The following is a 23,700-nucleotide window of genomic DNA, read 5'->3' as shown; positions in this document are numbered from 1 at the left end:
TTCCTCCCCAGCATACATTATTTTATTGTAAAGTATCTACTATAGGAATTATAATAATTCAATATTAAATAGAGATTTATAACCCGTTAAATATATCTTAACTGTCTTTTGTTATACACTTCCTTCTATTTCAAGCTGAAATATTTCACCTATGCTGTGTATATCAATGACCTTTGTACTGTAACTTTTCACTGCATCCTTGAATTTTGTAGTTATTGACATATTATTCCAAAAATGCATTGGAAAGAAGAAACGGGGGTCTATCTCCTTTATAAAATATTCTCCTCCGGACAGGTAGTATTCATCCAGCCTTGGATCTACCGGGAAAAATGCTATATCGATTTTCTGTCCTTTCAATTTGTCTATTTCATCTTTGAAATTTATTTCGGCAGCTTTTCGATCTTCAGCCGTATCCTCCTTCCAGTTCCACCAGTTCAGGTCACCGGAATGAAAAAGGGTGATGCCTTCCAGTTTTACTAAAAATGAAATTCCTATATCAGTGGAGCCGAAGGCCTTTACATAGACACCTTCTTCTTTTAAGGCAATATCTTCGTACTTTGATAATTTAAAATAATTTTCTGAAGGGTTCGATATGGATATATCGCTGCTCAGTATATACTTGATTTTTTTATTTATCCTGTTCCATTTGAATATTACTGGATTGAAATGATCCGGGTGACTATGGGATACAAATACAATTATATTTTTTTTGCTTTTTATAAAAGCCGCCGATATGAGGCCGTTTTCTATAGATTTTTCCTTTCCTGTAAAACTGTCCTTATAGTAGTCGAATATCAACAGATGTTTTTCCATTTCAACTGCAAATCCACTGTGATAAAGGTAGTGGACTTTTATATTGTGATTGCTCAATTTATACACCTCTCTTCAGTACTTATTTTATTATAATATCACAAACAGGAGACATATTCACAAATATATGAATGTAGGCTATAATGAAGGTGAATTGAATAAATGGAGGGATAGTTTTGAAATTCAAATTTGACCACAACAATATAAATGTACTGGATATTGAAAAATCAAAAAAGTTTTATGAAGAAGCACTTGGATTCAGAGAAATTGACAGGAAGATATCGGAGGACGACAGCTTCATACTTGTTTTTATGGGAGACGGGGACAGCAAATACAAAATAGAACTTACCTGGCTTAGAGACAGGAAGGAGCCGTATAACCTGGGAGACAATGAAATACATATGGCAGTCAGAACAGATGATTATGATGCTGCCCATGAACTTCACAGAAAAATGGGGTGTATATGCTATGAAAACAAGAAGATGGGATTGTATTTCATAGCTGACCCCGACGGCTACTGGACGGAAATACTGCCACAGAAATAGAAATTGTTCATTGTCAAGAAAATCAAATTGTGTTAAACTTGAATTAAATAACTGAATAGATTTTTACTGGGTGTGCCGCAGGGCTGAGAGAGATTTTTGAATCTCAAACCTTAGAACCTGATGTAGTTAATTCTACCGTAGGGAAAGTATCTTATATTGCGAGTTAAACGAAATATATTTCAGCTTTCTTTAGGGAGGCTGATTTTTTTATGGGTAATTTGTATGAATTTAAAGGAGGAAGTATTATGAACTATTCTACTCAGATGGATGCCGCAAAAAAAGGCATAATTACTAGAGAGATGGCTGTAGTAGCTGAAAAGGAAAATATAGATTTGGAAAAGCTGAGGGATCTGATTGCAAAGGGACAGGCTGTAATACCGGCCAACAAGAACCATGTTTCACTTGACCCTGAGGCTGTGGGAAGCGGGCTCAAGACAAAGATAAATGTAAATCTTGGAATATCAAGAGATTGCCCTGATGTAGATACCGAGCTTGAAAAGGTCAAGAAGGCAATTGAAATGAAGGCCGAGGCAATAATGGACCTGAGCTCCTTTGGAAAAACCGAAGAATTCAGAAAAAAACTCATAGGCATGAGCAGTGCCATGATTGGAACCGTTCCAATATATGATGCAGTTGGATTTTATGACAAGGAACTGAAGGACATAACCGAGGAAGAATTCATAGAGGTCATTGAAAAACAGGCACAGGACGGGGTTGACTTTATGACAATCCATGCAGGTATAAACAGGGAAACTGCAGCGGTTTTCAAGAGAAACAGGAGACGCATGAACATAGTTTCAAGGGGAGGCTCACTCATGTATGCCTGGATGGAGCTCAACAACAAGGAAAATCCTTTTTATGAGCATTTTGATAAAATACTTGATATATGTGCAAAATATGATGTAACCTTGAGTCTCGGAGATGCCTGCAGGCCGGGATGTGTTTCGGATGCTACAGATGCCATCCAGATAAAGGAGCTTATAACACTTGGCGAACTTACCAAAGCTGCCTGGGAGAAAAATGTACAGGTTATGATAGAAGGACCCGGACACATGGCATTGAATGAGATAAAGGCAAATATGATTCTGGAAAAGAAACTGTGTCATAATGCACCTTTTTATGTTCTGGGACCACTTGTTACGGATATTGCTCCCGGATATGACCATATTACGAGCGCCATAGGTGGAGCCATTGCGGCTGCATCAGGGGCGGATTTCCTCTGCTATGTTACGCCTGCGGAACATCTCAGACTGCCTACGCTTGATGACATGAAGGAGGGAATCATAGCTTCCAAAATAGCTGCACATGCGGCAGATATAGCAAAGGGTGTAAAGGGAGCCATTGACTGGGACAACAAAATGGCAGAGGCAAGGCAGAAACTCGATTGGGAAAAGACCTTCGAACTTTCAATAGACCCTGAAAAAGCAATAAGATACAGGAGGGAATCTACTCCTGAATGCAGTGATACATGCACAATGTGTGGAAAAATGTGTGCAGTAAGGAATATGAACAGGGTAATGAGTGGAAAGGATGTAAATATACTTAGAAAAGATGATTAACTGTGATTAAAAACTCCCAACATGGATATAATTATTAAAAAAATAGTTGGGAGGTAATCCATTTGAATAATGTTACTCTTATAGGAAGGCTCACCAAAGATGCTGAACTCTTTAAAATAGAAAACAGCAAGAGAGGTATGTTGAAATTCATACTGGCCGTAGATAAAAATTTTACGACCAGAAATGGAGAAAAACAGGCTGATTTTATTTCTGTAACTTATTTCAGCGGAGGAGCTGAAAAACTCCAGCAGTATCTGAAAAAGGGGAGGCTGCTCGGGGTAAACGGAAAAATAACTACCAGAAGCTACACAAAGGGAGATACGAGAAGATATTATATGAATGTGGAAGCAGATACGATTCAATTCCTTGAGTACAAGAAGGAAACTCTGGCCTAGTTGTATGCAGGATGATTAAAATTCTATATTTTATTTTATATTGGGGGAAATGGACTTTAGGTACATTTCCCCTATATATGTCAATTATACATAATTGACATATATATATAATTATTGATAATATTAATTATATAGTAAAGTTTTTTAAACAATCTTTGAATTTATTTCAAAGTCTTCATAAAAGGTTTAAGATTAATTGCAGGGGCGGTGGTAAATGTGGATAATGATGAAAAAATATTGATAAGCAAGCAGTGTATAGACAGGATACTTTCAGGACTTAAAACTATTAAAATAAATGAGAAGAATAAACTTATCAGAAGACAGGTTTCGGACATGCTTAATATGATTGACACGGAACTGAATTATGGGAATTTGTCTCTTGAGGATAAGATATTGAAAAAGATGAAGGAGACAAAAGGTTCCGATCCGGACATGAATGCAAATCTGTATATATTGTATCAGAATCTTGTAAATGGACGTATAAGCAAGGAACAGGCTCTGGACAGCTACAATATATATTCGAAGATAGAGCCTTATGAAAAGACTATAGAGTAGATTAATGACGTAGTTTGTCTAAAGTATTTTTGAACTGTGTCCGATAATGATTGTAAGAATTATTCTGCTTTTATCAAATAAACAGGAGGAGTGAGCTTTTTTATGAGGATAAGCTACAATATGCCCGCCCTAACCATGCACTTGCTTCAGAACAAGGCACTGGACAGGCAAAGTGGAAATCTGCTCAGAATAAGCAGCGGATATAAAATAAGCAGTGCAAAGGACAACCCAAGTGTACTTGTAAGAAGTGAAAATATAAGAATGCAGATAGGCGGACTTCAGTCGGCGTCCAGAAATACACAGGACGGAGTGAGTATGCTTCAGACGGCAGAAGGAGCCCTTCAGGAGATTACAGGAATGATCCAGAGGGTAAGACAGCTTACAGTGCAGGCAGGAAATGGTACTACTACGGAGAGCGACAGAAGTATAATAAAAAATGAAATAGATCAGATGCTGGATGGAATAGACAGTATGGCAAACGGTGCGGAATTCAACGGATTGAAGCTGCTCGCAGACAATACTACCTTGAAGCTGCCTGTAGGTGCCAACCCCGGGGAAAGTGTTGAAATACCACAGGTAAATCTAAGTAACGGCACGGGAAGCAAAATTGCCGGGATTTATGGAATCAAGGATGATACAGGCATATTGGAAGGAAATATTGACGGGGCACTGGATGCAATAGACAGTTCTCTTGATGAAGTGGTTTCAATAAGAAGCAAGTACGGTGCACTTGAAAATAGATTTGAAAGCACATATGACTGCATACAGGATATAAGCCAGAGAATGGTGGGAGCTGACAGCAGCTTGAGGGATTCTGACATAGCAGAAGAAATTGTGGGTTATACCAAGGAAAATATAATTGTAGATGCGTCAAATGCAATGATAGCCCAGGCGAACAAACTGCCCCAGGATGTGTTGAGAGTGCTGGAAAATGTAAGACAATGATATAGATAAAATATAAATGATGAGATACCTATTTTTTATTAATTGTAGAATGGTATCTTATTTTTTTGATTTTTTGGACATGATGTAGTAGAACGTTATAAGGTCTATAACAGTAACTTACATAATTTGACTGATGTTGGATGGATGACACAAAATAATTTACATAATTTGTGTAAAAATATAGAATATAGAGTACAATTATGTTAGAATAAATTATGTTAGTAAATAGTTTTAATCAAAAGTAAAATTATATTAAAAGTCAACTTTTAACATGCATTTAACAAGGAATTCCATAATAAATATCTAATACATATTATAATATATAAATATATGAGGAAAGGAGAAATTGTATTGAATATACAGAATATGTCGATTGATGAAACTGCTGGAAATCTGATTCAAAAGGCGCTGGATGCATCATCCGCCAGAAGCAGGGCCATATCCAACAATATAGCCAATATAAATACAAAGGGATATAAAAGGCAGTATGTCACTTTTGAAGAAAATCTTAAAAACAGCATGGACAATCTTGAATTGAAAACAGACGATGACAGACATATTAGCCTTGGAAACAGTTATGGAGCCATAACCAATAAAGTGGACAATTCAACCAGCATGAGGGAAGATGGAAACAATGTGGACATTGATGTCGAAACTGTAAATCAGGCGGCAAATGAGCTTATGTACAATGCTCTCATAACTCTTGAGAACAATAAATTGAATATGAGAAGAAATGTAATAAACGGAAACTAGGGGTGATTTTGTGATTCAAGCTTTTAATACAATGAGAATAAGTGCCAGCGGACTTTCTGCAGAAAGGCTTAGAATGGACACCGTGGCTTCAAATATGGCGAATGCAGAGACAACCCATGGTGCAAATGGACAGCCTTACAGAAGAAAGGTTGCAGTATTTCAGGAGAATTTGAATAGAGAAATTGGAAGTAATGGAAGTTATGAAAATGTTCCAATGGGAGTAAAGGCTGTAGGAATAGAGGAAGATAATTCACCCTTTAGAAGAGTGTATGATCCATCCAATCCAGATGCAGATGCTTCAGGATATGTATCAATGCCAAATGTAAATATACTCAATGAAATGGCCGATATGATGGTGGCTGTAAGATCGTATGAAGCCAATGTAAGTGCTATAAATTCTGAAAAGAGTATGTTCTCGAAAGCATTAGAAATAGGAAAGTAGGAGGTCTGACCAATATATGAAAATAAATGAATTTACACCTGATACGAGTATATTTGAAAAGATAGGTGCCGGTATTTCAACCAATAATGCAGGCAGTGAAAATGATTTTGGAAATTTGCTGAAGCAAAAATTGGATGAAGTAAATAGCGAACAGGTAAATGCCGATGAGGCGGTTCAGGATTTTATAGAAGGTGATAGAACAGATATACATAATGTAATGCTGGATGCAGAACAGGCAAGGATGTCACTTGAGCTTGCAGTACAGATCAGAAACAAGTTTGTGGATGCATATCAGGAATTGAATAGAACGCAGATGTAGAAGGAGAGCTAGATTGATGGGTAGGCTATCACAATTCTTTAAAAATTTAATAGGTAAATGGAAAGATTCCAGTAAAAATAAAAAGATAGCTTTTGGTATCATAGCGGCAGGAATTATAGCGGCTTTGATATTTGGAGGAATGACTCTGGGAAGGCAAAAATATGCCGTGTTGTTTTCAAACATGAACAGTACGGATGCAGCGGCAGTTTACAAACAGCTGAAAAGTGACAAGGTAGATGTAAAGGTGGAGGGAAATTCCATTCTAGTTCCGAAGGATCAGGTGGATCAAGTGAGAATGCAGGTTCTTTCGGAGGTACAGATGACTGATGGAAGTCAGGGGTTTGAAATTCTTGACAAGAATAAGTTCGGTGAAACGGATCAGCAGATGAAAATTGACTATCAAAGGGCACTTCAGGGTGAACTTGAAAGAACTATAAAGGCTCTTCCTGAAATTGACAATGCAAGGGTGCACCTGGTTCTGCCGGATGATACTGAATTTGTGAAAGATACAGATCCGGGAAGTGCTTCTGTCACTTTAAAGCTCAAGCCGGGCCAGCAGCTTTCAAAAGATCAGGTAAAGGCACTTGTTTCCCTTGTATCCGGGAGTGTAAAAAATGTACCCAAGAAAAATGTTGAGATAGTGGATGACAAGTTAAACCTTCTTTCAAGGGATTTATATGAAGGTGATTCAAATGGCGATGATTTGGGAAATTCATCTGTTCCTGCAGAAACCCAGCAGCAGCTTCAGACGAAATATGAAGATGAAGCGGAGAAAAAGCTTCTGGCACTTCTGGAACCTGTGTATGGAAAGGACAAAGTCAAGGTGAAAGTGAATGCTGATCTGGATTTTGATGCGGTTCAGCAGGACAGTAAAACCTATGACAAAAATAATGTTGTAGTAAGCGAGCACACTATAAACGATACGAATACAGGTGGAACCGACAACGCAGGGACAAGCCCTGTAGACAACAATATGAGCAATACCACTACAAATACTGCAAATGGAGGGAATTCTACTCACAACGAGGTTACCAGAAACTACGACGTACCTACTGTGGAACAGAAGACTGTGAAAGCCCCCGGAAGTGTGAAAAGACTTACTGCATCCGTTGCACTTGATGGGAATGTGGATGATGCCACGAGAACCGCCATAAGGAACCTGGCAGTATCTGCAGTAGGATATGATCCGGCGAGGGGAGATACTATAAGTGTGGAATCACTTCCTTTTGATACTACGGCACAGGATAATGCCAAAAAGGACATAGATGCAATGGAGAAGGCCGCACAGCAGGAAAAGCTGAAGAAGCTCATAATAGCAGGTTCGATTTTAGGAGCAGCTGTAATAGCGGGAATAGTGGCATTTGTAATATGGAGAAGAAAGCACAGTGAAGATGAAGAAGATATATTTGGGGAGGAAGGTATCAATCCACAGGAGATTATGGACCAGAACAATGATTTGACGGCAGAACAGATTAAATCTAAATTCAAACCTGTAGATCTTGAAGAAGAAAATGAAGATACCCATATTGAAAATGAGATAAAGAAGTATGCCAAGGAGAAGCCAGATCAAGTTGCAGATATAGTTAAGTCATGGCTGGCAGAGGATGAGAGGTGATATAAATGGCTAAAGACACCAAGTTTTTGACTGGAGTTCAGAAGGCGGCCATACTCTTTATAACATTGGGGCCGGAGGCTGCAGCTGGAATAATAAAGAAACTTCCGGAAGCTGAAATACAGAAGATAACTTATGAAATAGCCAATATAAGTTCTGTAAAATCTGACCAGAAAAAGGATATATTGGATGAATTCATAGAAATGAACAAGGCAAAGGACTATCTTATAGAAGGCGGCGTTGAATATGCAAAAAATCTTCTGTCAAAAGCCCTCGGAAGTCAGAGAGCCATGGAGATTTTGGAGAAGGTCACAGAGGCGACTCAGCAGTTCAGACCATTTGCAATAGCTAGAAAAGCAGATGCACATCAGCTCTTGAATACAATATCAGATGAGCATCCACAGACAATAGCGCTTATACTTTGCTATCTTCAAGCTGACAAGGCAGGTCAGATATTGTCTGCACTGCCTGAGAATATTCAGGCTGAAGTGGCCTACAGGATAGCAACCATGAGGAATACATCGCATATGGTAGTGAAGGAAATAGAAAAAGTTCTGGATGACAAATTGTCATCCGTAGTAAAATCCGATATGAAGATAATTGGCGGTGTGCCTACAATTGTAGATATACTGAACCAGGTTGACAGGACTACGGAAAAGAATATAACTGAAGGACTTGAGAAGCAGGATGCGGAACTTGCTGAAAAAGTCAAGGAGTCCATGTTCGTATTTGAAGATATCATTACTCTTGATGACGTATCTATCCAAAGGGTACTCAGGGAAGTGGATACAAAGGAACTTGCTCTTGCACTCAAAGGCTGCTCCGAGGAGGTTGCAGATGCAATATTCAGAAACCAGTCCAAGAGGGCTTCTGCTACTTTGAAGGAAGATATAGAATTCCTTGGACCTGTCAGACTTATGGATGTTGAAAAATCCCAGCAGAAGATTGTCAATATAATAAGAAGACTGGACGAGGCAGGGGAGATAGTTCTGTCAAGAGGAGGAGAAGATGCGATCATCGTATAATGGCAGTATATTTAAAGGTGACAGCATAAATGAATACGGCAGGAAAGAAATATTTACCGAATTTACAGTCAGAAAGCAGGAAAAGAATAGAGAAGCTCTCCAGAAGGATCCTATAATGGAGAGTTATGAAAATCTTGGAAAGGCAATAATTCAGGATTCCAACAGGAAGAAAGAAAGAATAATTTCAGAGGCATATGAGAAGGCTTCAAGTATAGAAGAGACGGCCTATAAAAAGGGATATACAGAGGGAATGGAAAAGGGCAGGAAAGACGGCTATGACTCAGCCTATGAGGAAGGCTACAGGAAGAATTATGCCAAAGCTCAAAAAGAAGGGGAGGCCATAAGGAAAAAAGCAGATGATGTGCTCAGAAAGGCTGTAGAGGAGAAGAATAAATATTTGAAGGAAAATGAGCAGAAGATAAAAGAACTTATATTGAATTCCATCGAAAATATATTGAGGCATGAGGTCAGGGACACAAACAGTCTGAATGATGTAGTATTTGAATCCCTTAAGCAGATGAGGGGTACGAAGACTTTCATAATAAAGAGCAGGGAAAAATACTGCGGTGAATTCAGAAAAAAAGTTGATATGTGGAAGGAACAAATTCCCTTCAAGGGAGATATATTTGTCATACCAGATGAATCCGTTGAAGATGGAAGTGTTGTAGTTGAAAGGGACAATGGGAAAATGATTTCCAGTGTGGATATTGCCTGCAGGAAGATAGAGGAGATTCTCAAAGATGGCGATTAATATAGATTTTGAAAGGATAAACAGGAAAATATCAGAAGCAAGCTACAGCTATCAGGAGGGGATTGTAAAGAAAGTCATAGGATTGACTGTGGAAGCCGAGGGCATAAAAGCCTTTGTGGGAGAGGTGTGCAGCATCTACAATGAGATAAATCACAGAATAGTATGCGAAGTTGTGGGATTTAATGAAGACAATGTTATTTTGATGCCACTTGGTGAACTCAATGGGATTTCTCCGGGATGCAGGGTTGTACCTGAAAGAAGGCCGCTGAGCGTAACGTGCTGTGACAATCTCCTAGGCAAGGTGCTGGATGGACTTGGAAAGCCCATAGATAGTTCGGTTATATCCTCGGGGATTTCATATCCTCTTGATTCGGAGCCTCCCGATCCACTCAAGAGAAAGAGGATCAAGGAGGTAATTCCAACTGGAATAAGGGCTATAGATGGTTTCTTAACCTGCGGCCAGGGACAGAGAATAGGTATATTTGCAGGGAGTGGTGTTGGAAAAAGTACAACTCTTGGAATGATTGCAAAATATGCGGAAGCAGATATAAATGTAATAGCCCTCATCGGAGAGAGGGGAAGGGAAGTCAGGGACTTTATAGAAAAGGATCTTGGCAAGGAAGGAATGAAGAAATCTGTTCTTGTATGTGCTACATCGGATAAACCTGCACTTGTAAGGCTCAAGGGAGCTTTTACGGCTACTGCAATTGCCGAATATTTCAGGGACAAGGGCAAAAAGGTGATACTCATGATGGACTCGGTTACAAGATTTGCCATGGCCCAGAGGGAAATAGGGCTGGCAATTGGTGAACCTCCAGCTACAAAAGGATATACCCCATCTGTATTTGCAAAGCTTCCAAGGCTTATGGAAAGAGCAGGTATGTCGGAGTCAGGATCTATTACGGCATTTTATACGGTGCTTGTAGATGGAGATGACATGAATGAACCTATTGCAGATTCTGTAAGGAGCATACTTGACGGACATATAGTTCTCTCACGTGAACTGGCAAACAGGAATCACTATCCATCTATAGATGTTCTTGCAAGCATAAGCAGGCTCATGTCTGAAATAGTAACTGACAAGCACAGGAAAAAGGCCTCATTTGCAAGGGATATGCTTTCGACTTACAGGAATTCTGAAGATCTTATAAATATAGGTGCCTATGTCAAGGGAAGCAATAAAAAAATAGATATGGCGATAAGCTGTCATGATGACATAATAAATTATCTTAAACAGGGAATGGATGAAAGTTCCTCATTTGAGGAAAGCGTAAATGGACTGGAAAAGATGTTTAGTCATAATTGAGGAGGAAATCTATGAAAAAGTATGAATTCAGACTTCAAAAACTTTTAGACATAAGATTGGACAGGGAAAATGAAAGTATAATGGATTTCCAGAAGGCGAGGAAGGAAAGCCTTGAAGTAAAACAAAAACTTGATATGCTGAAGGATAATTACAACAGATACAAGGATGTAACTAAAATGGGAAATACAGTAGAGCAGAAAATGACAAGGGTGTATCTTAACACACTGGTTTACAACATGGATGAAACAGAAAGTGAACTTCAGGTAAAAGAAAAAATGGTTGATTTAAAGAGAGAGGAATTAAAGCAAAGCCAGATAGAACGCAAGACAGTTGATATTTTAAAGTATAAAAAAGAGGCTGCTTTTACAAAGGAGCAGAACAGGCTTGAACAGAATGCAAATGACGAATTTGCACTGTATGGATTTATAAGAAAATCCCATATGCATTGAAAGGAGGTGAAATTAATATATGAGTGTAGATATGATAAATTTAAAGGTATCTCTTCCAGATGCAGCTTCCAATGTTAAAGACGAATCAACGAAGATAAGCTCTTCAGGTAAAAGTAATGACAACTTTAGTTCCGTAGTTAAAAAGGTACAGGCTGACAATGGCAATAAAAAGATTCAAAAGCAGGATACCCAGAATACTACTGATACAGGAAAAGATGAAAAAAAGGCGGAGATTGAGACTTATCTCAAAAAAGCCGGATTTACAGACGAAGAGATAAAAACAATTGAAGACAAGATTGATAATGGACAGATAGACAAGGACAGTATTTTGTCACTGCTGAGTTTGCTTTTTAGCAGCAATGCAGATATTCAAAGTCAGTTGAATAATGTGGTAAATGACAAAAATTCAGCATCTGACAGTAACTTGCAGGTTATAGGCAGTATTGCAGATAATAATTCTGATAAAAAACTGGATTTTCTACAGGCCATTGACAAAAGTGTACAGCTTATAGCAGATAAGCTTTCAGATAACAGCACGATTCAAGATGTCAAAAATGCGGTAGACAGTGCAGTTGATGAGAATATGGGGATCTTAAAGGATATTTTAAGCAGCTTGGGAAATGTGGATAAAAGTGAACAGCTTGCAGGAAAATTGTCGAAAAAAATAGCAGATAATGTCATGCTGAAATTAAATCAATTTGTTTCAGGGAATAAGACAAGTATTGATGGATCAGATATAAAGTCTGCCATATATGAGGAACTGCTTTCAAAACTTGATGTAAAACTTCAGGACACCCCTCAGGTACAGCAGGTAAAGGATGGCTTGAATAATATCAAGCTGTATCAGCAGGTTGACACGGTAAATAAACCAGCTGAAAATGTCAATATACAGAACAGCCTGGATTCAGAAGACGGCAATAGTTTTGCAGAAGGCAAGGACAATGATACACTCAGCAAGATACTTGGTGACAGCAAAGGAGAAAGCAAAATATCCAGGGCAGTCAATTTTATGACACAGTTCAACAGTATAAAGGGTGATAATTCTTCAATACAAGGTCAAGTACAGAACATGACAGTAAATAAAGACAGCTTCAGCTCGGATTTGATAAAGAGCATAAAATATATGGAGCTGAATAATGTCAAGGAGCTCACTGTCAAAGTCACACCTAAAGAGCTTGGAAACATAACAATAAACCTTGTAATGGAAGAAGGAAGGATGAAGGCAGTTCTTACAGCTTCAAACAAGGATACTTATAATATTCTGAATTCCAATCTCCAGGACATGTCAAACAAGCTCCAGAGCAACGAGATAAAAGTCCAGAACTTTTCACTTAATTTATACCATGAGGATACAACATTCTTCAAAGGCGGAAACGGAAGAGGGCAGGAAGACCAGGATAGAAAAGGGGGACATTTGAACTCAATTGAGGGCAATATTCCTGAAGAGGAACCAGAAGACGACTATTACAGTGAAAACAATGTAAACATACTTGCATAATTAGAATGAATAAAGGAGGGCAATAATGACAGCAGCAGTAGACAATTCGGATTCAAATTCCATTGTTTCGTCCCTGGATCCTACAAGGACCGAAAGAGGTACGAAAATAGTAAAAAAGGGACAGGACATAGATGAAAACATGTTTCTCAAAATACTGGCGGCAGAACTTGCCAATCAGGATCCAACCAACACAAGTTCACAGAATTCAACCGAGTATATAAGTCAGCTTGCACAGTTTTCTGCACTGCAGCAGATGGCAAACCTGAACAGTTCAAACAAACTTGGTACGGCCAATTCACTTGTGAACAAATATGTTACTTTTAGTGATACGGATTCAAATGGGAACATGTACAGTGGACAGGTCGTTGGAGTTGTAAAGGACGGCGATGACATATTCCTGAATACAATTGTAGGAAATACGACTGATGAAAGTGGAAATACAGTAGACAGTTACAAACTTCTTGACATAAACAATGTAGTTAAAATTGATGATACAGGAGATATATTCGATTCAGGTGCAAACAACAATCTTCTTATGAATGCATCGGCACTTATAGGAAAAAAAGTGGATATAAATGAGAAAGATGATAATGGAGATTACTACAGTGGTATTGTGAAATCAGTATCGAGAGGTTCACTGGGAATTGCTGTAAAAGTGGATGTCGGAGATGGTGAAACAAAGGATTTTTATATTGATTCCATTTCAAATGTAGAAAATCCATAGAAGAAAAGTGAGTGTGATATCCGTGGGATATAGAATTATTAACGGCAAGCTGCACTTTGCCCAGGATCTGTCACAGCTGTATGATAATAAAAGCAGGTTGAAAAGCAGTGTATCGGGCAGTGAATCTTTTAAAGATGTGCTGAACAGGCAGGTAGACGGAAAAAATGGATTCACCATATCGAATCATGCTGCAGAAAGACTTAAAAACAGGAACATAGCTTTCAGCGAAAGTGATATGAAGAATATAAATTCTGCCATAAACAGGGCGGAAGACAAGGGATGCAGTGAATCTGCACTGCTTTATGGAGACACAGTACTTATTACTTCCATAAAGAACAGGACTGTTATTACTGCTCTGGACAGGAAATCGAGCAATGGAGGAGTATTTACAAACATAGACAGCATGGTCATAGTGTAATTATTTCAAGTATTAAAGTTCAGATATAAAATATCAAATATTGTTGATTTTTGGTGCAGCCGAAAATCCTCATAAATTGTTAATTGTAAATCGTTGATTATAAATTAAAAAAAGCTGGCCGGACCACGATGTGGGAGTCAGGTTCTGCGGAATGAAGGAAGCAGGACAATATAGAAATAAAATTGGAGGGAAAATAATGTTACCATCATTGTACTCAGGAATTAGCGGACTTAGAGCCAATCAGCAGAAATTGAATGTAATAGGAAACAACATAGCAAATTCGACTACTACGGGATTCAAATCCCAGAGCATGAACTTTCAGGACATGATAAGCCAGACACTTTCAGATCCAAGTGCACCAAGCAACAGTATAGGTGGGATAAATGGGAAGCAGAGCGGACTTGGAGTCAAGGTAGCAGGGATAAGCACCGATTTTACAACTGGAAGTATGCAGACTACAAACAGGACTCTCGACTTTGCCATAGATGGTCCTGGATACTTTGTAGTAGGTACGGGAGCAGTAGCAGGACAAACTTCTGATGGTATTGGCGGAGTAGCTGTAAATGAGGAAACCAATGCATTAGGAGGAGGTGAGGACGTGGAGTATCCAATAGATCCTACCTATACAAGAGACGGAGCATTTTTCCTTGACACCCAGGGAAATCTTCTCACAGTAGATGGTAAAAGGGTTATGGGATATCAGATAGGTGATGCTGCAATTTCATACACGGATGATCCCAATGCCCAGAATACAGTTGCATTTCAGGATGCCAATGCAGATGGCATAGAAGCAGATACAACTCATCTGGTACCGCTGTCCATTCCGGATGCAATAGGTGAGGAAGGTGCAGAATCAAAAGTCAAAACCTTCTCTGTATCAAAAGATGGATATATAACGGCACAGCTTGCAGATGGAACTACGGCGGCACTTGGACAGATAGCAATGGTCTCCTTTGTAAATGAAGGTGGACTCATAAAAAATGGTGGCAACACCTATTCAGTTTCAGCAAACTCGGGACAGCCTATAGTAAGAAGTGCCAGAGGTGTGGATGCTGAAGTCGATAATAGTGGAAGCTACGGCAGTATGGCACAGGGAATGCTAGAGATGTCAAATGTGGACCTGGCACAGCAGTTTACGGATATGATAGTGGCAAGCAGGGCTTTCCAGGCAAATGGAAAGATAATAACAACTGATGATGAAATACTCCAGGATCTCATCAATCTCAAAAGATAAAATCTAATTTGAATATTTTGAATGTGTATTGACGGGACTGTATTCTTTCTCGGACATACACATTCCCATAATGAAATTTTCTAATAAATAACTGTATACATATGTCTGCATTTGGATTTATAATGTAACTATATTATTTTTAGGAGGATTTCAATGATAAAGCTGACTGGACTCGACAACAAGGAGTTTATTTTGAATGCAGATAAAATAGAGAGACTGGATGCAATCCCGGAAAGTGTAATAACCCTCACCAACGGGAAAAAATTTCTTGTGAAGGAATCAAATGAGGAGATAGTGCAAAAAGTTATAGATTACAAGAGAAAAATATATAATGGCAACTTTCAGGTGGAATAAGTATATTTTTAGCTGCTTCTGTCTTATTTATAAATTATGAGTTGTGAATTGAATACTGGAGGTATGCAAAGTGGAAAATAAAATTGAAAAAACCGGTTCTTCAAAAATAAAGGTAATTTTGCTTGGAATACTGATACTGGCAGTTGTAGGTGGTGGCGCATATTTTGGATACAACAAACTACTGAAAAACGGCAAATCAAATACAACCCAGAATACAATTCCACAGGCCAATGTACAGCAGACTGCAAATCAAACACAGTCACAAAGCGGCAGTGCTTCTTTTTTGAGTCAGGTAGTTTCTGCCAAGACCTTTGAGCTTGATGAAATAACTGTGAATCTGGCAGACAAGGGATCAAGCAGATATTTGAAGGCTGCAGTTTCTTTGGGATATGATGATAAAAAACTGGATTCGGAGTTGAATGACAAAAAACCTATTGTAACAGATGCGGTTATTGGAATATTGAGCAGCAAAAAAGCCGAGGAAATAACACCCAAGAACATGGACAATATAAAAATGGAAATAATTCAGAAGATAAATCCGATGCTTGAAAAAGGAAAGCTCAACAATGTATATTTTACAGACCTTATAGTACAATAGTCCGGGAATTCTATAGAGGAGAATATGAATGGATTTACAATTTGTATGGATGATATTTAAAACCCTGCTGGCTCTTTTGTGTGTAGTCCTGCTTATATATATTTCACTCAAATATGGAGGGGCAAAATTTCAGAGCATCCAGAAGGGAAAATTCATACGTATACTTGAGAGGTCACAGCTGTCAAAGGATAATGCCATTTTTGTGGTCAAAATTGGAGAAAAAGTATGCGTAATTTCTTCCACAGCAGGAAGAATTGAAATAGTTCATGAACTAAACGAAGAGGAAATACTGAAACTCAAGAAGAGGGAAATTATACCGGAATATAAAAATTTAAAGGACTTTTACAGGAGATCAGGCATGGAAAAATTTATTAAAAACTTAGTTGCAAAAAAGGAAGATAGACATGAATAGTAAACTTAGCAGAAATTTTATGGCTGTTTCAATTCTGGCAATTGCTGTAGTTGTCATGGCTTCCAGCACCGCATATGCGGCACCGGATCCATCACAGGCAATGCCCATACCAAATATAAATATATCCATGGACAATGCAGGTGCCTCTACTCCACAGCAGTATGTTCAAAATATAAGACTGCTCATAATGCTGACGGTGCTTACCCTGCTTCCTTCTTTTATAATGATGATGACAAGTTTTGTGAGAATCATAGTGGTGTTCGGTTTTTTAAGAAATGCCATGGGAACACAGCAGTCACCTCCCAATACGGTATTAGTTGGACTTGCTTTGTTCCTGACTGTGTACATAATGTATCCTGTATATTCAACTATAAATTCAAATGCCCTCAAGCCGTATATGCAGAACAGAATTACGCAGGAGCAGGCGATAGAGGCTGGTGCAAAGCCTCTCAGAAGCTTCATGCTCAGACAGACAAGACAGAAGGATCTGAAATTGTTTGTAGACGAGGCTAAATTGAACTACAAGGTAACAGCGGACAATGCACCTTTGAATGTAGTTATTCCCGCATACGTAATAAGTGAACTCAAGACTGCTTTTCAAATAGGATTTTTGATATACATACCTTTTATGATAATAGATCTTGTGGTGGCAAGTGTCCTCATGTCCATGGGAATGTTCATGCTTCCACCTGTAATGATATCACTTCCATTTAAATTGTTGTTGTTCGTTATGGTAGATGGCTGGTATCTGCTTGTAAAATCGCTGATTTTGAGCTTTTCGTGAGGTGAATTAGATGAGTGAGAACATGGTAATCGGAATTATAAAGGATTCAATACAGACGGGCCTTCTGGTATCGGCACCCATTCTTCTGGTTGCAATACTGGTTGGACTGATAATAAGTATATTTCAGGCTACTACCCAGATACAGGAACAGACACTTACTTTTGTGCCTAAACTCATTGCCGTGGCCGTAGTAGGACTTATTACCGGAAGCTGGATGCTTCATCAGCTTGTAAATTTTACTGAAAGGATTTTTACATATATAGCGCAGATAACCCGGTAGATGCAAATAGGAGTGGAATGATGTGATAGATACTTTATATTTTACGGCACTGGTGCTTGTATCCATAAGGATATTTTGCTTTTTTGCACTGGTACCTATATTTTTCCCTGCAGGAACTCCGGCATCGGTAAAGGTAGGACTTGCATTGGTAATAGCCTATATATTGATGCCTGGTATAAATTATTCTTCCATAAATGATATAAATAGTACCCTGCCGTTTATATTCAACTGTCTGAATGAAGTATCTGCGGGACTTACCCTTGGTTTCTTGACAAATCTCTGTTTTTCAATGGTGAGATTCGCGGGTAATGTTATGGATATGCAAGTGGGTTTTGCAATGATGAGTATGTTCGATCCTTCCTCAAGCAGCAATACTACCTTGCTTGAGCGCCTTCTGTACTGGTTCAGCATGGTGGTTTTCCTTGCAGTTGATGGACATCATATGCTTATAAGGTCCATAATAGAGAGTTTTAATATAATAAAGCTTGGAAACTTTTTCCTGGCACAGGGATCTATTAATGTGATAATAAAGGCATTTATAGAGTACTTCACTATTGCGGTGCAGATAGCTGCACCTATAGTCCTGATAATTCTGTTTACCGATTTGACAATGTCGCTTATTGCCAGAACTGTTCCCCAGTTGAATATAATGATACTGGGACTTCCAGTTAAAATTCTGGTGGGACTTGCATCTTTCTGCCTGGCACTCCCGATATTCTTGAAACTTGTGGAAAATTCATTCAATGCAATACCCGATTCCATGAAGGGATTTTACAATACCCTTCCTGTGCTTCTCGTATTTGCAAAAGATGATAAAACGGAACAGGCAACACCGAGGAAAAAAAGTGATGCAAGGAAGAAGGGGCAGATTGCAAAAAGCAAAGAAATAGGTCTGGCTGTAACGCTGCTTGCATCAACTCTGGTTATTGCAGTTCTCGGTGGATACGCAGGATCACAGCTTGGTTATACAATGAGGACCTTCCTCAATGATTACATGAGGATTTCCCTAAACTACGAAAGTTTGAACAAGATATTGTTCATAACTATATGGAGACTGGCAGTTGTTTTTCTGCCGCTTGTCCTTCCAATACTTGTAATGGGTGTGCTTGCAAATCTGGTGCAGACAAGGGGACTCATGAGCTTTGAACCTTTAAAACCGGATTTTACAAAGCTGAATCCTATAAATGGATTCAAGAGGATGTTTTCACTTAGAGCTGTAATGGAGCTTCTGAAGGACACTTTGATAGTTGTAATAGTAGGATATGTAGGTTATAAATTCATAAAAGACAATTATATGTACATATTGACTTTGGGACAGCTAAATGTACAGGCTGTAGCAAAGGCTGTAGGAAGTCTTGCTGTAAGTATATTTTTCAGGATAACCCTTATTTTGATTGTCATTGCAATTATAGATTATATGTTTCAGATATTCCAGTACAACAGGGATCTTAAAATGTCCAAACAGGAAGTCAAAGAAGAATACAAGCAGGATGAAGGAGATCCCCAGATAAAGGGAAAGATAAAGCAGAAGCAGAGGGAAATTGCAATGAGGAGAATGATGCAGGAGGTTCCCAAAGCTACTGTGGTAGTTACAAACCCTACACATGTAGCTATAGCACTTAAATATGAAGATGGACAGAATGCACCTGTTCTCGTAGCAAAGGGGCTGGATGCCGTAGCTCTCAGGATAAAACAGGTGGCAAAGGACAACAAAGTGCCGATATTTGAAAATAGGACACTGGCACGGCTTATATTCAAGCAGGTTGAAATTGATCAGGAAATACCAGTGGACATGTACCAGACAGTAGCTGAGATACTGGCTCTGGTTTACAAGATGAGGTGATATTTTTGGAAAACAGCAAGAAGAGATTCAGTTTAAAAGATAATATTGACATAATAATGGCAATGGTTGTTATAATGGTGGTATTTATGATTATAATTCCACTTCCTTCCAAATTACTGGATATATTTATTGCCTTCAATATAACCCTGTCAATAGTTATCATACTTTTAACAATGTTTACCACGGAGATATTGCAGTTTTCAGTATTTCCTACACTGCTCTTGATAACTACCCTGTTCAGGGTTGCCCTGAATATCTCATCTGTAAGACTCATACTCAGGGATGCTTATGCAGGTGAAGTTATAAATGCTTTTGGAGGGTTTGTCGTAGGAGGCAATTATGTAGTCGGAATAATTATATTCCTGATTATAATAATAGTTCAGTTTATTGTAATAACCAATGGAGCAAGCAGGGTTGCAGAGGTTTCAGCCAGATTCACACTGGATGCAATGCCTGGAAAACAGATGAGCATAGATGCAGATTTGAACTCGGGACTTATTGATGAAAAAGGTGCGAGAGACAGAAGGACGAAACTCCAGAAGGAGGCGGACTTCTATGGTGCCATGGATGGTGCCTCGAAATTTGTAAAAGGAGATGCAATAGCATCACTTATAATTGTAGTTATAAATGCAGTAGCCGGAATTGTTATGGGTGTAGTATTCCATGGAATGGATGCAGCTACTGCTGCACAGACTTATACAAGGCTTACTATAGGAGACGGACTGGTATCACAGATACCTGCCCTTTTGATATCTACGGCATCAGGTATACTGGTTACACGTTCTGGAAGCAACGAAAATTTTGGTACCCTGGCTGTGAAGCAGCTTACAGGATTTCCAAAGGTAATAGGTATTGCCGGTGCCGTACTTCTTTTTATGGCAATGATACCAGGACTTCCGCACATAGCATTTTTGGTCCTGTCTGCTTTCTGTGTAGCCGCCGCATATTTTCTGTACAAGGATGAACTTCAGAGAAATATGGAGCAGATACATGCAGAACAGCAGCAGATTTCCGAGATAGAGGATAAAGAGCCTGAAAATGTGATGAATCTTATATCCGTAGAGCCCATGGAGGTGGAAATAGGCTATGGCTTGATTCCACTTGCAGATGAAAGCTCAGGGGGAGATCTGCTGCAGAGAATAACTTCCGTCAGAAGACAGTGTGCCATAGAAATGGGTATTATAGTCCAGCCCATAAGAATAAGGGACAATCTGCAGCTTAGCACAAATGAGTATGTGATAAAGATACGTGGGACTGTTGTGGCAAAAGGAGAGCTCATGCCAAACATGCTTCTATGTATGGACCCTGCCAATGGGGAAAACACGATTGCAGGTATAAGTACAAAGGAGCCGTCTTTTGGACTGCCGGCTACGTGGATAAACAACGACCAGAGGGAAGAGGCGGAAATAAAGGGATTTACCGTGGTAGATCCTACTACGGTAATGGTGACGCATCTTACTGAAACAATCAAGAAGCATTCCCATGAGCTTATTGGAAGACAGGAGGTCAAACTCATACTTGACTCCGTCAAGGAAAAGTATCCTACTGTGGTTGAGGAACTCATACCTGACCTGCTTACAATAGGAGAGGTACAGAAGGTACTTCAAAATCTTCTCCGGGAGAGGGTACCTATAAAGGATATGGTTACAATACTGGAATCCCTGGCAGACAACTCTAGAAATACCAAGGATATAGAACTGCTTACCGAATATGTGAGATTTGCCCTTGGAAGGAGCATATGCAATTCTCTGATTGATGACAACAACACTATAACAGTGGTTACACTTTCACAGCAGCTGGAGGATATTGTAGGACAGAATATACAGAAGTCCATGCAGGGTTCTTTTCCGGCTATAGATCCTGATACTACAAGCAAAGTACTGGCCTCCATAAGAAAAGTACTGGATTCCGTATATTTTTATGACAATCAGCCGGTAATACTGGTATCTCCCAAAATTCGTGCAGCCTTCAGAAAGCTTATTGAAATGGTGTTTCCTTCAGTTAATGTTCTTTCATTGAATGAAATACCAAATGATGTGGAAATCAAAACAGAAGGAGTGGTTTCAATATAATGATTATACGAAGGTACAAGGTCAAAAATATGAATGAAGCCATTACAAGAATCAGGTATGAACTCGGGAGAGAAGCGGTTATAATAAGTCAGAGAAAAATAAGAAAAGGGGGATTCCTCGGCTTTTTCTCAAAGAAGATACTTGAAGTTACAGCAGCAGTGGACAATTCGAGGCAAAAAGATGATAATTCAGAGGAAATGAGAGGAAGCATAGAGGCATTAAAAAAAGCTGTAGGTAATAAAGCAAAGATTAACAGCTCAAAAAAAATTCAGCCCGTATATAATCCCCAGAATAGAAATAATGACAGTCTGGTTGAAGAAGTCAGAAAAATGAGGGGAATGCTGGATGACATGATGAACAGCAAGAATGTACCGGTGGGGAAGACCAAACTTCAACTCAGACTGGAAAGCATTGATTTAGATGAAGCTGTAATCAAGAAAATAATGAGGAACATGGAGGATGCAGGGGATGACGGCGAGGAAAGTGAAAAACTTGACAGCATTGTAGCTGAAATGATAAAGGTTGAAAACAAACCACTTGAAAATGCAGTAGTTCTCGTAGGCCCTACAGGTGTTGGAAAGACTACTACTATTGCAAAGCTTGCAGGAAGACTGTCTTTGATTGAAAAAAAGAAAGTCGGGCTTATAACCATAGATACATATAGAATAGGTGCGGTAGAACAGCTGAGAACCTATGCCGACATAATGAACATACCATTTAAAGTAGTCATAAGCATCAAGGAAATGGAAAAGGCCATTGACAGCATGAAGGAATGTGATGTGGTTCTTGTTGACACAACGGGAAGAAGCAGTAAAAACAAGATGCAGATATCCGAGCTGAGGGCTTTTATAGACAAGGTAAATACCAATAATATACATCTGGTAATAAGCTGTACCACTAAAAATAGGGATATTGATGTAATAGTAGATGGATACAGGGAATTGAACTACAGCAATATAATAATAACAAAACTTGATGAGACCTCTACATATGGTTCCATATTGAATATTATAGAAGCGGCAAAGAAGCCTGTAAGTTTTGTAACTACAGGACAGAATGTTCCAGAGGATATCAAGGTTATGAATTCCGGTGAACTGGCAAAGCTTGTGACAGGAGAGGATATAATATGCTAGATCAAGCGGAAAAGTTAAGAAAACTTGCAGAGGAAAGCCAAAAATCAGATGTGAAAAACTCAAGCAGTTCAAAACCTGTCATAATTACAGTTACTTCCGGGAAGGGCGGAGTCGGAAAGAGCAATTTTGTTGTAAATGCAGCCATATGTCTGCAGAAGATGAAAAAAAAGGTGCTGATATTTGATGCAGATATGGGAATGGGAAATGACGATTTACTTATGGGATTTTTACCTAAATACAGTGTATATGATATAATGTTTAAAGATAAGACTATTGAAGATGTAATAATAAAAGGACCTTTTGGTATACAGCTGCTGCCTGGTGGAACGGGAATACCAAAATTTGGTGATGCAGATGATGAAAAAAGAAACAGCTTTATTAAAAAACTTTCAAAGCTTGAAAATCTCGATTACATAATAATGGATACAGGAGCTGGTATAAATAAAACAGTACTTGGCTTTATAAACTGCTGTGATGAACTGTTTGTAATTACTACACCTGAACCTACTGCGCTTATGGATGCCTATAGTCTGGTAAAGGCTGTAGATCATTTTAAAATCAAAGATTCTGCCAATGTGATTATAAACAAGGTTGCAAGTAGGAAAGAAGGCGCAAAAACTTTTGACAAGTTTAATGCCGCTGTATGTAGATTCCTGGACATCAAACTCAATTATCTAGGCTGCATATCGGAAGACAGAAAAATAGTACAGGCAGTTAGAAAACAGATTCCATTTATAATAAATTACCCTGTATCAGATGCATCAAAAGATGTGAACTTCATAGTAAATAAATTGATTGGTGTCAAATCAGCTGAAAATCAGAGTGGAGTTCAGGAGTTATTCAAGAAGATTTTTAATATTTTTTCGTAAGGAGAAGATGGGTGT

At 38.7% G+C, this 23,700-nt stretch carries 27 protein-coding genes and 1 riboswitch; of the genes, 26 read left to right on the top strand and 1 reads right to left on the bottom strand.

The annotated features are described in order from the left end of the window. Window positions 1–111: 111 nt before the first annotated feature. Window positions 112–870, bottom strand: a complete 759-nt coding sequence (locus tag LKE46_RS08145; protein ID WP_291720347.1) for an MBL fold metallo-hydrolase — start codon at window positions 868–870, stop codon at window positions 112–114. A 116-nt stretch (window positions 871–986) separates the two neighbouring features. On the opposite strand from LKE46_RS08145, the gene LKE46_RS08140 reads away from it, so the two are divergent. From LKE46_RS08140 to LKE46_RS08015, 26 genes are all read left to right on the top strand, one after another. Next, entirely contained in the window at window positions 987–1,355 is a 369-nt protein-coding gene (locus LKE46_RS08140; protein WP_291720345.1) for a VOC family protein, read from the top strand. 58 nt (window positions 1,356–1,413) lie between these two features. Continuing rightward, a riboswitch (TPP riboswitch) is annotated at window positions 1,414–1,517 on the top strand. Between the two features lie 83 nt (window positions 1,518–1,600). Next, complete coding sequence (gene thiC / locus LKE46_RS08135) at window positions 1,601–2,914, top strand: phosphomethylpyrimidine synthase ThiC (RefSeq protein ID WP_291720343.1); 1,314 nt, start codon at window positions 1,601–1,603, stop codon at window positions 2,912–2,914. A gap of 62 nt (window positions 2,915–2,976) precedes the next feature. Next, window positions 2,977–3,309 carry a single-stranded DNA-binding protein gene (locus LKE46_RS08130; protein WP_291720341.1) on the top strand — a complete coding sequence of 111 codons (333 nt, stop codon included), beginning with the start codon at window positions 2,977–2,979 and terminating at the stop codon, window positions 3,307–3,309. A gap of 216 nt (window positions 3,310–3,525) precedes the next feature. Next, window positions 3,526–3,864, top strand: a complete 339-nt coding sequence (locus LKE46_RS08125) for a hypothetical protein (protein ID WP_291720339.1) — start codon at window positions 3,526–3,528, stop codon at window positions 3,862–3,864. Between the two features lie 102 nt (window positions 3,865–3,966). Continuing rightward, entirely contained in the window at window positions 3,967–4,809 is an 843-nt protein-coding gene (locus LKE46_RS08120) for a flagellin (protein WP_291720336.1), read from the top strand. Between the two features lie 366 nt (window positions 4,810–5,175). Beyond that, window positions 5,176–5,562 (top strand): flagellar basal body rod protein FlgB, encoded by a 387-nt coding sequence (flgB, locus tag LKE46_RS08115; RefSeq protein ID WP_434735215.1) that lies wholly within the window; start codon window positions 5,176–5,178, stop codon window positions 5,560–5,562. A 10-nt stretch (window positions 5,563–5,572) separates the two neighbouring features. Further along, window positions 5,573–6,004: a flagellar basal body rod protein FlgC gene (gene flgC, locus LKE46_RS08110; RefSeq protein WP_291720330.1), complete on the top strand. Its 432-nt coding sequence runs from the start codon at window positions 5,573–5,575 to the stop codon at window positions 6,002–6,004. Window positions 6,005–6,020: 16 nt separating this feature from the next. After that, window positions 6,021–6,323, top strand: a complete 303-nt coding sequence (fliE, locus tag LKE46_RS08105) for a flagellar hook-basal body complex protein FliE (RefSeq protein WP_291720327.1) — start codon at window positions 6,021–6,023, stop codon at window positions 6,321–6,323. A 16-nt stretch (window positions 6,324–6,339) separates the two neighbouring features. After that, entirely contained in the window at window positions 6,340–7,938 is a 1,599-nt protein-coding gene (gene fliF, locus LKE46_RS08100) for a flagellar basal-body MS-ring/collar protein FliF (RefSeq protein WP_291720323.1), read from the top strand. Between the two features lie 5 nt (window positions 7,939–7,943). Further along, window positions 7,944–8,960 (top strand): flagellar motor switch protein FliG, encoded by a 1,017-nt coding sequence (fliG, locus tag LKE46_RS08095; RefSeq protein WP_291720320.1) that lies wholly within the window; start codon window positions 7,944–7,946, stop codon window positions 8,958–8,960. Next, window positions 8,944–9,711: a flagellar assembly protein FliH gene (locus LKE46_RS08090; RefSeq protein WP_291720317.1), complete on the top strand. Its 768-nt coding sequence runs from the start codon at window positions 8,944–8,946 to the stop codon at window positions 9,709–9,711. The genes fliG and LKE46_RS08090 overlap by 17 nt, the downstream gene beginning before the upstream one ends. Beyond that, window positions 9,701–11,017, top strand: a complete 1,317-nt coding sequence (gene fliI, locus LKE46_RS08085; protein ID WP_291720314.1) for a flagellar protein export ATPase FliI — start codon at window positions 9,701–9,703, stop codon at window positions 11,015–11,017. Before LKE46_RS08090 ends, fliI begins: the two co-directional genes overlap by 11 nt. Before the next feature lie 11 nt (window positions 11,018–11,028). After that, a complete protein-coding gene (gene fliJ, locus LKE46_RS08080; RefSeq protein WP_291720308.1) occupies window positions 11,029–11,466 on the top strand; it encodes a flagellar export protein FliJ in 438 nt (145 codons plus the stop codon). A 19-nt stretch (window positions 11,467–11,485) separates the two neighbouring features. Continuing rightward, window positions 11,486–12,964 carry a flagellar hook-length control protein FliK gene (locus tag LKE46_RS08075; protein WP_291720305.1) on the top strand — a complete coding sequence of 493 codons (1,479 nt, stop codon included), beginning with the start codon at window positions 11,486–11,488 and terminating at the stop codon, window positions 12,962–12,964. A gap of 25 nt (window positions 12,965–12,989) precedes the next feature. Continuing rightward, window positions 12,990–13,688: a flagellar hook assembly protein FlgD gene (locus LKE46_RS08070; protein ID WP_291720302.1), complete on the top strand. Its 699-nt coding sequence runs from the start codon at window positions 12,990–12,992 to the stop codon at window positions 13,686–13,688. Window positions 13,689–13,710: 22 nt separating this feature from the next. Next, window positions 13,711–14,106 carry a TIGR02530 family flagellar biosynthesis protein gene (locus tag LKE46_RS08065; protein ID WP_291720299.1) on the top strand — a complete coding sequence of 132 codons (396 nt, stop codon included), beginning with the start codon at window positions 13,711–13,713 and terminating at the stop codon, window positions 14,104–14,106. A 196-nt stretch (window positions 14,107–14,302) separates the two neighbouring features. Then, the gene (locus LKE46_RS08060) at window positions 14,303–15,340 is read left to right on the top strand and encodes a flagellar hook-basal body complex protein (protein ID WP_291720296.1); all 1,038 of its coding nucleotides are present in this window, start codon (window positions 14,303–14,305) and stop codon (window positions 15,338–15,340) included. Between the two features lie 153 nt (window positions 15,341–15,493). Beyond that, a complete protein-coding gene (locus LKE46_RS08055) occupies window positions 15,494–15,694 on the top strand; it encodes a flagellar FlbD family protein (RefSeq protein ID WP_291720292.1) in 201 nt (66 codons plus the stop codon). 70 nt (window positions 15,695–15,764) lie between these two features. Continuing rightward, the gene (locus LKE46_RS08050) at window positions 15,765–16,292 is read left to right on the top strand and encodes a flagellar basal body-associated FliL family protein (protein ID WP_291720289.1); all 528 of its coding nucleotides are present in this window, start codon (window positions 15,765–15,767) and stop codon (window positions 16,290–16,292) included. Between the two features lie 28 nt (window positions 16,293–16,320). Then, entirely contained in the window at window positions 16,321–16,704 is a 384-nt protein-coding gene (locus tag LKE46_RS08045) for a flagellar biosynthetic protein FliO (protein ID WP_291720286.1), read from the top strand. Between the two features lie 19 nt (window positions 16,705–16,723). Next, window positions 16,724–17,488, top strand: a complete 765-nt coding sequence (fliP, locus tag LKE46_RS08040) for a flagellar type III secretion system pore protein FliP (protein WP_434735214.1) — start codon at window positions 16,724–16,726, stop codon at window positions 17,486–17,488. A gap of 10 nt (window positions 17,489–17,498) precedes the next feature. Next, window positions 17,499–17,768: a flagellar biosynthesis protein FliQ gene (gene fliQ / locus LKE46_RS08035; RefSeq protein ID WP_291720278.1), complete on the top strand. Its 270-nt coding sequence runs from the start codon at window positions 17,499–17,501 to the stop codon at window positions 17,766–17,768. A 22-nt stretch (window positions 17,769–17,790) separates the two neighbouring features. Continuing rightward, entirely contained in the window at window positions 17,791–19,611 is a 1,821-nt protein-coding gene (locus LKE46_RS08030) for a fused FliR family export protein/FlhB family type III secretion system protein (protein ID WP_291720275.1), read from the top strand. Between the two features lie 56 nt (window positions 19,612–19,667). Continuing rightward, entirely contained in the window at window positions 19,668–21,683 is a 2,016-nt protein-coding gene (gene flhA / locus LKE46_RS08025; RefSeq protein WP_434735213.1) for a flagellar biosynthesis protein FlhA, read from the top strand. Then, entirely contained in the window at window positions 21,683–22,816 is a 1,134-nt protein-coding gene (flhF, locus tag LKE46_RS08020) for a flagellar biosynthesis protein FlhF (protein ID WP_291720268.1), read from the top strand. Before flhA ends, flhF begins: the two co-directional genes overlap by 1 nt. After that, window positions 22,810–23,685, top strand: a complete 876-nt coding sequence (locus LKE46_RS08015; RefSeq protein ID WP_291720265.1) for a MinD/ParA family protein — start codon at window positions 22,810–22,812, stop codon at window positions 23,683–23,685. The genes flhF and LKE46_RS08015 overlap by 7 nt, the downstream gene beginning before the upstream one ends. Window positions 23,686–23,700: the final 15 nt, after the last annotated feature.

Source organism: Clostridium sp. (assembly GCF_022482905.1).
Classification (GTDB): domain Bacteria; phylum Bacillota; class Clostridia; order Clostridiales; family Clostridiaceae; genus Clostridium_B.
This window is presented reverse-complemented; position numbering and strand designations above follow the sequence as displayed.

Coding starts and splice junctions, on each gene's coding strand:
- fliQ (WP_291720278.1), top strand. CDS start 17,499: ATGAGTGAGAACATGGTAATCGGAATTATAAAGGATTCAATACAGACG.
- flhF (WP_291720268.1), top strand. CDS start 21,683: ATGATTATACGAAGGTACAAGGTCAAAAATATGAATGAAGCCATTACA.
- LKE46_RS08060 (WP_291720296.1), top strand. CDS start 14,303: ATGTTACCATCATTGTACTCAGGAATTAGCGGACTTAGAGCCAATCAG.
- fliG (WP_291720320.1), top strand. CDS start 7,944: ATGGCTAAAGACACCAAGTTTTTGACTGGAGTTCAGAAGGCGGCCATA.
- fliP (WP_434735214.1), top strand. CDS start 16,724: ATGGCTGTTTCAATTCTGGCAATTGCTGTAGTTGTCATGGCTTCCAGC.
- fliJ (WP_291720308.1), top strand. CDS start 11,029: ATGAAAAAGTATGAATTCAGACTTCAAAAACTTTTAGACATAAGATTG.
- LKE46_RS08015 (WP_291720265.1), top strand. CDS start 22,810: ATGCTAGATCAAGCGGAAAAGTTAAGAAAACTTGCAGAGGAAAGCCAA.
- LKE46_RS08120 (WP_291720336.1), top strand. CDS start 3,967: ATGAGGATAAGCTACAATATGCCCGCCCTAACCATGCACTTGCTTCAG.
- LKE46_RS08090 (WP_291720317.1), top strand. CDS start 8,944: ATGCGATCATCGTATAATGGCAGTATATTTAAAGGTGACAGCATAAAT.
- thiC (WP_291720343.1), top strand. CDS start 1,601: ATGAACTATTCTACTCAGATGGATGCCGCAAAAAAAGGCATAATTACT.
- flgB (WP_434735215.1), top strand. CDS start 5,176: ATGTCGATTGATGAAACTGCTGGAAATCTGATTCAAAAGGCGCTGGAT.
- fliE (WP_291720327.1), top strand. CDS start 6,021: ATGAAAATAAATGAATTTACACCTGATACGAGTATATTTGAAAAGATA.
- LKE46_RS08070 (WP_291720302.1), top strand. CDS start 12,990: ATGACAGCAGCAGTAGACAATTCGGATTCAAATTCCATTGTTTCGTCC.
- LKE46_RS08055 (WP_291720292.1), top strand. CDS start 15,494: ATGATAAAGCTGACTGGACTCGACAACAAGGAGTTTATTTTGAATGCA.
- flhA (WP_434735213.1), top strand. CDS start 19,668: ATGGCAATGGTTGTTATAATGGTGGTATTTATGATTATAATTCCACTT.
- LKE46_RS08075 (WP_291720305.1), top strand. CDS start 11,486: ATGAGTGTAGATATGATAAATTTAAAGGTATCTCTTCCAGATGCAGCT.
- LKE46_RS08045 (WP_291720286.1), top strand. CDS start 16,321: ATGGATTTACAATTTGTATGGATGATATTTAAAACCCTGCTGGCTCTT.
- fliF (WP_291720323.1), top strand. CDS start 6,340: ATGGGTAGGCTATCACAATTCTTTAAAAATTTAATAGGTAAATGGAAA.
- fliI (WP_291720314.1), top strand. CDS start 9,701: ATGGCGATTAATATAGATTTTGAAAGGATAAACAGGAAAATATCAGAA.